We start from the raw sequence: 13,051 nt of genomic DNA on the forward strand, positions 1-13,051 counted from the left end.
CTGTTGTTGGATGGGCTTGAAAAATTAACACAGACGCTTTACGAAACGCATTAAGTCAATGCAATAATTGATCGTGCTTGAATTTATCACCTGTTACTGAGTAGACCAGAGCTCGACCCGATTTTTGATATGCTTGGTATAAGCCTCTTCCATTTCTTTAACTCCGGCCTTCTCCAGCTCTGCCATATAGGCATCCCAAATCTTGTCGAAGTCTTCCGGCTTGGACATCACGGCCTCGGGGATTCGTTTCCATGTTATATCCTTCATTTTGGCAGCCAGGATTACAGCAGGATCATCGTTTGGCAGCGACATCGTGTATGCTGCTCCATATGCTCTCGGTTGAAATTCGTCTTCTTTAGGGAACAGGTCCTTCCAATGCTCGGCCTTATAAGCCTTCAACGTTTCCTTTTCCGCTTCATTATAATTCGCGGTCAGCAGCTCCGGATAGTTCCGCGTGAAGTAGTTGCCGGTAGAATCCTTGATGCCGTCGCCGTAATGGACCATCAAGTTCCAGTATAGTCCGAGACCGGACTCTTTTTGGAACGCCGCGGCATCATTGATCGCCCGCTCCTGTACCTCCGGAATTAGCGTCCGCTTCCCGTTTTCCATCGTGTAATGCTTGCCTTCGATACCCCAGTTATTCAGAATTTGTCCTTCCTCCGATGCCAAAAAGTCGAGGAACTTAATGGCACGTACCGGATCCTTGCATGTGCTGGAGATTGAGATTCCGTACCCTCCGTCAAAGCCGGCAGACCAGAAGCTCGTGTCCTTGTACTCCTTGCTCATCGTGACCGGATAATGACCGTAGGTCTGGTCGAATTTGCCCGCTGCCTTCAGCGCGTTTTCCCCGTCTCCATATTCCCATTCCGGTGCGGCAAGACCAAGAACCCGGCCCGAAGCCACTTTCGCCTTAAACTGATCGGTCTTCTGCACGAAGCTTTCCGGATCCAGCAGTCCAATGGCGTTCATATGATTCAACCAGCGGAAGAACTCCTTTTCTTCCGGACGGCGGAAATGGTACGTCGCTTGGTGCGTTTTCTGATCAATGTAATATTCCCCGTCATCCGGTCCTCCGGTCGTCTTGAATCCCAAATTGGTCACTTGGTACATATGCCAATCGTCGGCGTTCAAGGACAAGCCGATATTTTTGTTGCCGTTTTCGTCTGTCGGATGCTTGGTAATATAATCCTGTATCGCTTTTTCAAAGTCCTTTACTGTGCGAATTTCCGGATACCCGGCTTCCTTGACGACACGGTGCTGAAGCTCAAACCCTCCGTCAGCTTTAATTTTCACCTCATCGACGGCCGACCAGGTCGGGATCGCGTAGATCGCTTGGTCGTCCAAACTGTACTTCGTCCGAACAAGCTTGTCTCCAAGCATTTTCTTGATGTTCGGTGCATGCTTGTCGATCAAATCAGTCAGATCGATGATCGCTCCGGCGTCGACAAGCTTGCCGACATCAGCCTTGGCTGCGATCAAATCGGGGTAATTGCCGGTTGCCGCAATAAGCGAAATCTTTTGAACCGGATCGCCGACAGCGAACTCCGCGTCCAAGGTCACGCCGGTTTTTTCCGTGATTACCTTGCCGACTTCGTCGTTCATGTTATTCCAGTTGGTGCTGGAGTCCTCCGAAAAATAAGTAAATGTAATGGGCTTCAGATCATTGCTATTCGCCCCGGATGAATCGTTATCTGAATGAGCTGCAGACGAGCCATCACTTCCGCCGCATGCTGCAAGCGTTGCAACTAAAGTCAGCGCCAGTAAAGACGCCGCCACCCTTTTGAATTTCGGTCTCATGAAGCTTAACCCCCAATGAATAATAAGTATCGACAATAAAGTAAAAGACGGGCGATAGGTCTGGACATACCGGTATCTTCGTTTTAACTCTTCACGGCTCCGAGCGTCATACCCTTCACAAAATATTTTTGCAGGAAAGGATAGACGACCAGAATCGGCACCGTAACGATGATCGTGATTGCCATTTTAACAGATTCCGGCGAAACCTGCGCCATGCGCTGGGCCATATTGGCAGCATCCTGGGAATTGGTCGCACTGGTTGTTGTGCTTTGCAAAATTTTCATCAGCTCATATTGCAGCGTTGTCAACGATTCGTTGGACCCGTTGAACAGATAGGTATCGAACCAAGAGTTCCATTGCCCTACCGCCAAGAAGAGCGCTACAGTGGCTAACGCCGGTTTGCAAAGAGGCAGGATGACGCGCCAGTAAATCGTAAAATCGTTGGCACCGTCGAGTTTGGCCGATTCTTGCAGCGCATAAGGCAGACCGTCAATGAAGGAACGGATAACGAAAACATTAAACGCGCTTACGAGGCCCGGCAAAATGTAAACGGCAAACGTATTGATGAGATGCAGATCCTTCATCAGGATAAATCCCGGAATCAGTCCGCCCGAAACATACATGGTTATAGCCAGAAAGGTTGAAATAAATTTTCTTGCTTGGAATTCCCTGCGCGCAAGCGTGTAAGCCAGCATGGAACCGCTAATCAAGCCCGCTAAGGTGCCAATGACCGTCCGCAGTACGGAAATTTTAAATCCGGTAATCAAGCCGCTGAAAGAAAAAATCATTTCGTAATTTCGCAACGTGAATTGCCTTGGCCAGATCGTAATCCCCCCTCTGACGGTGTCCACCGAATCGTTAAAGGAGATCGCCAGCACGTTTAAAAACGGATAAATCGTCAGAACGGTAACCACGATCATGGATAGATAAACGAACACTTCCAGCATTCGGTCCAGCGGTGATTTTGACTTCAGCTTGCTTTTCATTCGACCGGCCGATGTAGTACTCTTGACAGTCCCCATGTCTTCCTCCTTACATAATGCTTTCGTTAGTAAAGCGCTTAAATATTCCATTAGCCGCAAACAACAGGATCAGGCTTATGACCGAATTGAAGATATTGATCGCCGTCCCGAACGAGTAGCGTCCCATGGCCAATCCATAATTAAGCGCATACAAGTCAAGCACTTCGGAGTAATCGATGACCAGGTGATTGCCTAACAGAAACTGTTTCTCGAAGCCTGTACCGAGCAAATGGCCAATGGACATGATCAGGAGCACGATGATTGTCGGTCGAATCCCCGGCAGCGTGATATGCCACATTTGCCGCAGCCGGCTTGCGCCGTCGACCCGTGCCGCTTCGTACAACTCAGGGCCGATTCCGGAAATAGCCGCCAAGTAGATGATGGCGTTCCATCCGGTTTCCTTCCAAATGTCCGCTCCCGTTACAATCCCCCAGAACCATTGCCCCTGTGCCATGAACTGAATCGGCTGATCGATAATGTTGAGACTCATGAGCAGGCTGTTCACGACGCCGCCGTCCGTCGAGAGCATTTTGGTCACGATGCCCGCAGCTACAACCCACGAAACAAAATGCGGCAGATAAGACACGGTCTGCACAAAACGTTTCATAACCTGTGAACGAACCTCATTGAGCATCAGGGCAAAGGCGACCGGGATGATGAAGCCCGCGATCAGTCCCATAAAGCTCATGGCCAGCGTATTTCGGAGCACCTGGTAGAAATGGTCATCCTGGAACAACGTGCGGAAGTGCTCGAATCCGACCCATTTCTGTTCGAAAAAACTTGCGCCGGGTCTATATTTTTGGAAGGCCATTGTCCAGCCCCATAGCGGCAGGTACTGAAAGACAAAGACCCAAAGAACGAACGGGATGGACATGAAGTAAAGATACTTCTGGTTTTTGAACACCTTCCATGCAGTCCTCTTGGATTGCTCTGTCTTCTTGTATCCGTTTTCTGTTTTTAATGTTATCGCTTTCATGTTTCCCCCCCTCTCCTAGACTTCATCATAAGTCATAGGAGAGAAGCGGCCCATACCACGGATTTCGGTAAAAATCATCCACAAATTATGGATTTTTAAATTCAGAGGGTGAACGGCCCTCGTATTTTTTGAATTTGCTGTGGAAGTAATTGACGCTTGTGTAACCGACGAGTTCGGCGACCTCATAAACCTTCTTTCCCTGTTCCAGCAGCTCCTTGGCTTTTTGGATCCGGACCCTGTCCAGGTAGGTGTTGAAGTACTCACCAGTCTTATTTTTAAAGAGCTGTCCCAAATATGCCGTGCTGTAGTTCAGCATCCCGGCCAATGTTTCCAGTTTCAGGTTATCGGCATAATGCCTATGAATGATGTTGATCATGATCTTTAATTCTTTTTCCTTCCCTTCCGGTTCAGCGTCCTCCGCTAATCCGAGCAGAAAACGGCAGGTCTCGTCGATCAGCTCGTCCAGAAACTCGAATTCGAATATCCCTTTCAAAAATCGCGAAACCTCCTCCGTCCCCTTCATTTCCTTTCGTGAGCCCGCAGTCAGCTTATGAATGACGGCGTTGGATAGAAAGAAGAACGATTCTTTGACAAAGCTTTCATCCGGCTCCTGCGTAAGGAAAAATGCAGCCGCCTCTTCCAACAATGGACGTATCATGGTCTGGTTTCCTGCATCCAAGCTGTAATACAAGCGGAAGACGAGCTCCTCCATCGTCTCTTCGACGTTATGGTTCGAGAGCCCAGTGGATTCCGGTACAGAATGAAGCGAAGGATTGGGCCCCAGCAGACGTCCCTTCTCGCAGAAAAAGGCTTGCTTGATCAATTCCTGCGCTTTTAAAAATGAGCGGTTAATCTCTTCGGGCACCGATACCGTTCCCCCGGTTGCAGCGACGAATCGGTAGTCGCCCGAAGCGTTCGCGATCTCCCGGTACAATTCCTCCCGGCGCTGTTTGCTGCGCAGCGGCTCTCGCAGGAGCAGGATTACGTACGGGGAACTAACGGTAACCACCCCCATATCCCTGCCCTCAATGATCGGCTTCAGCGCATGATCAAGCCTCTGCAGCGCAGCGGGGCGCTCGACTTCGGAAACCCGCGGAAAAACCGCAACGGTCTCGTAGCTGCACCACAGCAGCCCGGCCTCTTTTGCCATGCTCTTCATAGCGGCGGGGTCTTTGGATTTATCCTGCGGAGCGAAAAGATCGTGCAAAAACCAGTTCCGGTTCACAGCCTTCATCTGGTGCTGCCCCTGTTTCAGGCGGTCCTCTTTGATACGCTCGCTTACCCGCTTTAGCGTATTCTTCATTTCACTGATATCCACAGGTTTAAGGAGATACCCGGAAACCCCGTATTTAATCGCTTGTTTGGCATATTCGAAGTCGGCATACCCGCTGAGGATGATAAATTGCATTTGATGACCGGTCGATGTAAGGGACTGGATCAATTGCAATCCATCCATAAGCGGCATGCGGATATCGACGACGGCAATGTCTGGAGGCTCTTGATGAATCATCTCCAACGCTTCTATTCCATTGGATGCCGTGGCCGTAACGGTTAGTCCCAGGCTTTCCCACGGTATCAAGGTTTGAAGGCCTTGACGAAGCTTCGGTTCATCGTCCACGATCATGACCTTCATCATTCGGAACCACCCCCAGGAATAAAAAATGTGACACAAGTTCCGACTCCAGGTTCGCTTTCGATATGCAGCGCACTGGCTGCCCCGTACAGCAAGATAAGCCGGTCATTGACGTTTCGCAGCCCGATCCGCTGCTCCTCCTCATCCAGAACGGATGAAGCAAGCTCTTCCCGAATAAGCGCGAGACGATCGGCCGAAAGGCCAGAGCCGTTATCACTCACGTTGACTTGAATTCCTCTCGGAATTTCTTTTACTTCTACGTTAATGATGACTCCTTCCGCGCGGTTATCCAAGCCATGAACGACGGCGTTCTCCACCAAAGGCTGAATCATGAATGGCGGGACCATCATCTCCTCCAGGCCCGGGTCCACCGTCAATTGATACCTTAAACGGTCTTCATACCTGAATTTTTGAATATCGAGATAACAGCGCACCCGCTCAAGCTCTTTGCTAAGCGAAATCTTCCCGTTGCCGGTCTCGAGACTGCTGCGCAGGAGCGTGCTCAGCAGCCACACCGCCTCCGCGATATCGTCTTGCTTGCGAATATGGGCCTCCATCCGGATCGACTCCAGCGAGTTGAACAGAAAATGGGGGTTAATCTGGCTGGTCAGCATCTTGAACTTAATCTCGTTCTGCCTCTGCTCCACCAGGCTTTTCTGGTGATTCGTTTCCTGGACTTCATGGACCAAATCGTTCACGTCTCTGACCAGCGCATTAAATTGCCTGGACAGCATGCCAATTTCGTCATTTCCATCGATATGCAGAAAGGCTTCCCAGGATCCGGACCGGACTTTGGACATATGCTTGCTCAACCGAAGGAGCCTTCCGGACAATAACGAAGCGGAAGCATAAACAAGCAGGGCGGCAAATAGCAGACTGGCTGTGATCACGGCCGCGCCGAGACGGATCACTTGATCAGCATTACGGGTAATTTCGGCAACAGAGAAAATGGAAATAATGCGAAGTCCGTTCCAGCTATCCTGTGGATGTAAACTGGCGATAACCACCTTGGACGCTTTGCCGTTAACGGACATGTCGTAACTTCCCTCCTGAAGGGATCGTATATTTTCACTGGTGTGCATATCCGATAATTCCTTTCCCGATCCCCTAACTTGATTGGACGCGACGATCCGATGCTGATTATCCACGATAAAGGTAGGAAACGACTCCTGGTCCAGAATGGAATTTAAATGCTGCTTGTCCACATTGATGACCAGAACCCCTTTTCGCCCAGAGGAGTCAAGCGGAAAGGAACGAAACAAGCTTAGATACTCGGCAGCCTTCCGTTCATCCTCGATTAAATTCCAGCCAACCAGCCCTTTCTGCTCGATGGCCGCCTTATACCAGTCCCGGGTTGTGATGCTTTCGTCCGGCTGGATAAATTCCCAATTGTTGAGCGCTCCCTTATTTTCTGCATAGACGCGGATACCCGATATCTCCTTGTACAGCTGGAGGTAGTCTCGAATATCCGTGTACTCCCGGTATGCCTGAATGACTTCGACATAGCTGTCGTACTTTTGGCCGGCTACTCTCTTCATCATGTTGTCATTCATCAGCCGGTTCGAAATATCGAGCGGCACCTTGATTAGCTCTTCCGTACGTTTTCGAACGCGTTCAACATTGCTGGACACTTGCGTAAAGGCGTCTTTAATGACAAGCTCGCGGAGCTTCCCGGTCAGAAACAGGCCGGATAGCAGCAAGGGAAGAACGGCCACCGATATGAACGTAATCGCCAGCTTCTTCTTCATTTTCATGTCATTCATGATTCGGATAAAAAACATGTCTACAACCTCCCGAGTCTGTCTTGCTGCGTGCAAAAGCCCCTTTTCACTTAGAAAGGGGCTTAGCTTCGTCGATGATTTCTCAATCGGGCATAGGACTTGATATTAAACCTGGTCAGGGGCTTCACTGCCTTCAGCCTGAACCACATGCTTTGATAGTCCTTCTGTTCGTATTTAAGGGGCAGGCCAAGCTGCATCAGTCTGTCTCCCCCATAGATCGATTTCTCTCCGCTGATCGAGGACTCCACTTCGTATTCCAGTTCCGGGTCAAGTCCGCCAAGGCGCACGGTCCGCAAAGGCGCGTTCGGCACGGCCATCACTTGAAAAGCGTAAACGAGGGCTTCCTCTTTGTCTTCCGAAACGAACATCCAGGCGGACTCATTTCCTTCAAAAGGGCTCTTCAGGCGGTATAAGTCGCCTTGCTGAACCAGACCCCGAATTTGCTTGTAGGTCGCGACTTGGCGTTTGACCGTTTCCTTTTCTTCATCGGTGAAGTTCGTAAGATCCAGCTCATATCCGAAGTTTCCGGACATGGCGACATCTCCTCGAAATTCGAGGGGCGTGATTCGTCCAACCTGATGGTTCGGAACCGCCGACACATGTGCTCCGATTGCGCTTACGGGATACACAAGGCTGGTGCCGTATTGAATCTTCAGTCTTTCGACCGCATCGGTATTATCGCTTGTCCAGGTTTGGGGCATGTAATACAGCATGCCGGGATCGAAACGTCCGCCGCCGCTGGAGCAGCTTTCGAACAAAATATGCGGAAAATCGGCAGTGATGCGCTCGAGCAGCTCGTACAATCCAAGCACATAGCGGTGAGCGGTCTCGGCTTGATGCTCCGGCTGCAGGGCAGCGGAACCGATCTCCGTCAGGCAGCGGTTCATGTCCCATTTTACGTAAGAGACCGGCACGCTGGTGAATATCGCAGACAACGAATCGTAGATGTAATCGCGCACTTCCTGGCGAGTGTAATCCAGCACTAACTGCCATCTGGCTTCGGTCCGCCTCCGGCCAGGAACATGAAGACACCAATCCGGATGCTTACGGTACAGTTCGCTGTCCGGGGAAATCATCTCGGGCTCGAACCAGAGCCCGAATTTCAGGCCAAGCCGATTGACGCGTTCCGCAACATCCGCGAGCCCGCCCGGCAGCTTCCGGCGGTCCTCGTACCAATCGCCCAACGACGAATTGTCGGAATCCCGTTTCCCGAACCAACCGTCATCCAACACAAACAGTTCGATGCCTAGCTTGGCCCCCTCTTCTGCGATCGATACCAACTTGTCCGCATCGAAGTTAAAATAGGTGGCCTCCCAGTTATTGACCAGAATCGGCCGTTCTTCGTCCCAATACTTCCCTCGGCAAAGGCGGGTACGATACAAACGATGGTACGTCCGCGACATCTCTCCAAGTCCATGTCCGGAGTATACCATCACCGCTTCCGGCGTCTGAAAGCTGTCCCCCGGATTCAGCTGCCAGGCGAAGTCAAAAGAGTTCACGCCGATGCTAAACCTCGTTGAGCCGAATGAATCCACCTCCGCTCCAGCTTCAAAGCTGCCGCTATACACAAGGCTGAAGCCGAAAGCCTCCCCGTGATCTTCCGTCGTTTCCTTGCTGACCAACGCGGCGAAAGGGTTGAATTGGTGGCTGCTCATGCCTCTTTTGCTATCGATGCGGGTTTCGCCCTGCACTAGCGGTCTTCTTCTGATAGTTCCTTCCCTCGCCCAGGCTCCGGAAAGATACATGATTTCCATATCGCCTTTGCCGGTCAAATCGACGCTTGCGCTTAGGGCACGGCGAAGCCGCAGCTTCTTGTCCCCCTCGTTGCTGAGCTGCGTTGAACGAACGATCACGTTGCGATCCGCAAAGATGGTATAGAGAAGGACTACTTTAAGTCCCGAGTATGTATCCTTTAAAATCAGCTCGAGTGAATCCGCTTCGGATTCGTCCTCCGTATAAACAGCCGGAAGTCCAATTAAATGCGGCTTTCCCTTCAGAATCCGGTAGCCGTCATACTTGAGCTCGGTAATCCGCGTTCCATCCTCAAGTTCGGCTTGGTAAGCCGGATTACGGAAGTCTCCGCTGCCGTACTGCGGGTATTCTTGCGGCAACCGGTCCAATCCAGCTCCCGCGGGAGTATGAATCAGCAGATCGCTCATCTTCTCCCGCTGCTTCAGTTTGCCTCCCCAATACACATGTACAGGATAACCGTCCACGATCTGAATCAAATAGCTCATGTCGGATGACTGTAAATGAAACAACCCTGTTTGCTCTTGCACCGTTACGCCCATTGTTACATCCTCTCTTTCTCTTCCATTGAAGCTTCATGCATGATATAGCTGCCTTGACCACCTGCTTATGACATATCCTGAATCAAAAAAACATGGTTTAAGGATTGATCAGGTTATTGCAGAAATGCGGCAGACCCATAAAATGATATAGCACAACAGATATTTCGTACATGGCACGGTGCTCGCTAGTTATGTTATTATGATAGGTATTATATCATGAGGGGTTTTGATTGTGATTGAGTATTTGCCGAGAAGTAAACAACACACCGAACTGCATCTCACTCAATTTGGCATAGAGGATTGTATCTCTGGTCATTATTTTGGGCCCGCTATAAGAACTCACTATTTGCTCCATTATATTTTCAATGGGGAAGGAATCTTCGAGGTAGGGGGAAGCAGGTATCGCCTCCGGAAAGGCCAGGGGTTCCTGATTTGCCCCAATGTCGTAACCTATTATCAGGCCGATGAAGTGAACCCTTGGTCATATGGGTGGTTCGGATTTGACGGCACGCTGGCCGAATCGCTCCTTAAGCAAGCAGGGCTAACCCCTTCATCTCCGATCCTCTATTATGATAGAGACGATAGGATCTATCAGTATTTGCAGTGGATGGCTCAATCGAGTGAAAGCCATAAAGCCCGCGAAACCAGACTAACGGGGCTGCTCTATCTGATGTTATCGTTGTTGGTGGAATCCGGACCCGAAACGCCCCCGATTCAGAAGGATAGCCGGGCGGAAATTTACGTTGAGCAGGTGAAGGATTTTATCGAAATGAACTTTTCCCAAAAAATCACCATCGAGGACATTGCACATTTTATCGGGCTGAATCGAAGCTATTTATGCTCATTATTCAAGCGACAAATGAACGTAAGCATTCAGGATTATTTGATTCGCTACAGGATCGATATGGCATGCAAAATGATGGGAAACGCTGAGCTGTCGATCGGCGATATCGCTCGTTCTGTCGGCTATAGCGACCCTCTGCTGTTTTCCAAAATGTTTAAAAAGATCATGGGTACCTCCCCTAAACATTACCGAAGCATGACGCTGGACAGAGGATAACAGACCTTAAGCGTTTTCAATGGATATCTTGTAAGACGACTATTATATTTCCACTTTGATACAAAAATTGGGCTATCACCTTCGTCACACTGGAAACGTATTATAAATTCGCCCAAGCCCAATAAAAACAAAAAAGTCCTTGGAAATCCAAGGACTTTCTTTATAGTATGGAGCCTAGGGGGATCGAACCCCTGACCTCATCGCTGCCAGCGATGCGCTCTCCCAGCTGAGCTAAGGCCCCGTAAGCGACTTCTATATCATATAAAATTTCTGCAGGCCTGTCAACATATTTTCTGGACTTTTTGTTCGAAGAACAGATGCAGCATTTTGCTTCATAATATAACGTCACTTAACACGGAATACAAGACACAAGGGACCTTGAGCGCCCACGGCAGCACATGGGCTGCAGGCGCTCTTAGAGGTTATGTTCGTCCGTATCTTTGGAGAGGAGACTTTTCAGCTCCTTCATGAACATATTGATATCTTTAAACTGGCGGTATACCGAAGCGAACCTCACATACGCCACCTCGTCGACAGGATACAGCCGTTCCATCAACAGCTCACCGATCTGACGGCTCTCCACCTCGGCAGCGGCCGTATTTCGGAGCGCCTTCTCCACATCGGATACGATCATATCCAACTGATCCACCGAGACCGGACGCTTCTCGCAGGCCCGAATCAGACCGCGCAGCACCTTCTCCCTGCTGAATTCTTCCCGGCTGCCATCCTTCTTCACGACGATCAGCGGCGTTTCTTCCACCATCTCAAACGTTGTAAAACGACGGCTGCACTGCTCGCATTCCCTCCTGCGCCGGATGGATTTATTCTCGTTGGCCGGACGCGAGTCAAGCACCTTCGTACCGGCATAGCCGCAATATGGGCATTTCATAAAATCATGTCACTTCCTCTACACGAAAGTCTTCATCCAATCGGACTGCAAAAATTACCAAAAAATGTTCTGTCTTTGTTGTTATGAAAATGCGAAACCGGAGACATAATACTTTTACCAACTCAAGGAGGTGAACTACAATGCCACAAAGCAACAACAACTCCAACAACCTGGTTGTGCCTCGCGCAAACGCTGCTCTTGAGCAGTTGAAGTACGAGGTAGCTCAAGAGCTTGGTATCTCCATCCCACAAGACGGATACCAAGGTAACATGACTTCCTACGAGAACGGTTCGATCGGGGGTTACATCACGAAGCGCCTGGTAACCCTGGCCGAGCAACAATTGGCTGGTCAATTCTCCGGTCAATAATTGATTCTTACTCAAAAGGAGTGTTGGCGGCTTGATAAGAGCTGTCAACGCTCTTTTCTTCGTATAGGCTTAGAATCGATCATTATACACACTCGTGTATTGATTATAATAATAAATGACACGCTGCACATAATGCCGCGTCTCTCCGACCGGAATCCGCTTAACGTTCTCGTACGTGCCGTCCCACATGCCCTTTTTGATCCAGTTCTTAACGTTTCCCGGACCGGCGTTGTACGCAGCGATAGCCGCAATCGGATTGCCGTCCATTTCCTGATGCAGGTTCTGAATATACCACGTTCCGAGCTGAATGTTCGTGTCCACTTCATTCTTGACGCTGGACAGCGTCACGGAAGGAAGCTTGGCCATTTCCATCGCCCAGTTAGCTGTATCCGGCATCAGCTGCATAATCCCGAGCGCTCCCTTTTTGGATTCCTTGCCGGGCTTGAAGTTCGTCTCTACACGGATAATGGAGGCAACCAGAAACGGATCGACATCATAATAGTCCGCATGCTTTCGAATCTCGTCCCTGTACTCGATCGGGTACAGCAAGGTCATCCAATTCGAGCTCAGAAACAGCAGCCCGACAAAAGATACAAACAGCAGAAGCAGCACTCTTTTTTTACGGAGCCACTTCATACCCGAACCATCCTGTTCCACAGCTTGTCCACCTGCTGCTTCGTCTCGTCCAGCGTTCCGCTATTGTCGATAACGATATCCGCAAGCTTCTTCTTGGCTTCAATATCCATCTGACTCCCGAGACGGGCCGCGGCTTGTCCTTCCGTCAGCGCATCACGATCCATCAGTCGCCGGATTTGCAGCTCTCTGGGAACATAGACGACGACAATCTGTTCCAGAAAAGAATACTGTTCACGCGCCTCCAGCAGCAGCGGGATATCCGCCACGACAAGGCGGTCTGGATAATCGCGTTCGTAGGCTTCCGTCCGGTCCCGGATTTCCTGCCGAATGGCCGGGTGGGTAATCCGGTTCAGCGCTTCCCGCTGCTCGGGGTCCCGAAAGATGATCTCCCCCAGCTTTTTTCGATTGAGCGTTCCGTCTTCCAGCAAAATATGTTGTCCGAAATGAGCGGTCACCTCAGCCAGCACCGGATGACCCGGGAGCATGACTTCCCGGGCGATGACATCCGCATCGACGAGAAGCGCCCCCTTCGTGGTCAGCATGGAGGACACGGTGCTTTTGCCTGTTGCGATTCCTCCGGTTAAACCGATATTCATGA

11 protein-coding genes and 1 tRNA gene are annotated in these 13,051 nt (G+C 50.3%); 2 read left to right on the forward strand and 10 right to left on the reverse strand.

What is annotated here, in order from left to right; all coding sequences use genetic code 11:
* Positions 1-93 precede the first annotated feature (93 nt).
* From NST08_RS22190 to NST08_RS22215, 6 genes are all read right to left on the reverse strand, one after another.
* Positions 94-1,602, reverse strand: coding sequence for an ABC transporter substrate-binding protein (locus NST08_RS22190; RefSeq protein ID WP_007127435.1), 1,509 nt, complete (start codon positions 1,600-1,602; stop codon positions 94-96).
* 278 nt (positions 1,603-1,880) lie between these two features.
* A complete protein-coding gene (locus NST08_RS22195; RefSeq protein WP_007127434.1) occupies positions 1,881-2,819 on the reverse strand; it encodes a carbohydrate ABC transporter permease in 939 nt (312 codons plus the stop codon).
* 10 nt (positions 2,820-2,829) lie between these two features.
* Positions 2,830-3,795, reverse strand: coding sequence for an ABC transporter permease (locus tag NST08_RS22200; protein WP_007127433.1), 966 nt, complete (start codon positions 3,793-3,795; stop codon positions 2,830-2,832).
* 85 nt (positions 3,796-3,880) lie between these two features.
* Positions 3,881-5,431 carry a response regulator transcription factor gene (locus tag NST08_RS22205; protein WP_007127432.1) on the reverse strand — a complete coding sequence of 517 codons (1,551 nt, stop codon included), beginning with the start codon at positions 5,429-5,431 and terminating at the stop codon, positions 3,881-3,883.
* The gene (locus tag NST08_RS22210) at positions 5,428-7,209 is read right to left on the reverse strand and encodes a sensor histidine kinase (protein WP_007127431.1); all 1,782 of its coding nucleotides are present in this window, start codon (positions 7,207-7,209) and stop codon (positions 5,428-5,430) included. The genes NST08_RS22205 and NST08_RS22210 overlap by 4 nt, the downstream gene beginning before the upstream one ends.
* Positions 7,210-7,271: 62 nt before the next feature.
* The gene (locus tag NST08_RS22215; RefSeq protein WP_007127430.1) at positions 7,272-9,500 is read right to left on the reverse strand and encodes an alpha-galactosidase; all 2,229 of its coding nucleotides are present in this window, start codon (positions 9,498-9,500) and stop codon (positions 7,272-7,274) included.
* A gap of 232 nt (positions 9,501-9,732) precedes the next feature.
* Between NST08_RS22215 and NST08_RS22220 the strand changes: the two genes are divergently transcribed.
* On the forward strand, positions 9,733-10,560 hold the full coding sequence (locus tag NST08_RS22220) for an AraC family transcriptional regulator (RefSeq protein ID WP_210094372.1): 828 nt from the start codon (positions 9,733-9,735) through the stop codon (positions 10,558-10,560).
* 168 nt (positions 10,561-10,728) lie between these two features.
* On the opposite strand, the gene NST08_RS22225 is transcribed toward NST08_RS22220, so the two are convergent.
* Both NST08_RS22225 and nrdR read right to left on the reverse strand, forming a co-directional pair.
* Positions 10,729-10,801 (reverse strand) — tRNA-Ala (locus NST08_RS22225).
* A gap of 174 nt (positions 10,802-10,975) precedes the next feature.
* On the reverse strand, positions 10,976-11,449 hold the full coding sequence (gene nrdR / locus NST08_RS22230; RefSeq protein WP_007127427.1) for a transcriptional regulator NrdR: 474 nt from the start codon (positions 11,447-11,449) through the stop codon (positions 10,976-10,978).
* Positions 11,450-11,589: 140 nt separating this feature from the next.
* Between nrdR and NST08_RS22235 the strand changes: the two genes are divergently transcribed.
* The gene (locus NST08_RS22235) at positions 11,590-11,817 is read left to right on the forward strand and encodes an alpha/beta-type small acid-soluble spore protein (protein WP_007127426.1); all 228 of its coding nucleotides are present in this window, start codon (positions 11,590-11,592) and stop codon (positions 11,815-11,817) included.
* 69 nt (positions 11,818-11,886) lie between these two features.
* Here the strand turns inward: NST08_RS22235 and NST08_RS22240 are convergent, their stop codons facing one another.
* Positions 11,887-12,453 (reverse strand): lytic transglycosylase domain-containing protein, encoded by a 567-nt coding sequence (locus NST08_RS22240; RefSeq protein ID WP_028403886.1) that lies wholly within the window; start codon positions 12,451-12,453, stop codon positions 11,887-11,889.
* Positions 12,450-13,049 (reverse strand): dephospho-CoA kinase, encoded by a 600-nt coding sequence (gene coaE, locus NST08_RS22245; RefSeq protein ID WP_007127424.1) that lies wholly within the window; start codon positions 13,047-13,049, stop codon positions 12,450-12,452. Before coaE ends, NST08_RS22240 begins: the two co-directional genes overlap by 4 nt.
* Between the last annotated feature and the right edge of the window lie 2 nt (positions 13,050-13,051).

Source organism: Paenibacillus sp. FSL K6-1566 (genome assembly GCF_038050475.1).
Taxonomy (GTDB): Bacteria; Bacillota; Bacilli; order Paenibacillales; family Paenibacillaceae; genus Paenibacillus_AQ; species Paenibacillus_AQ lactis.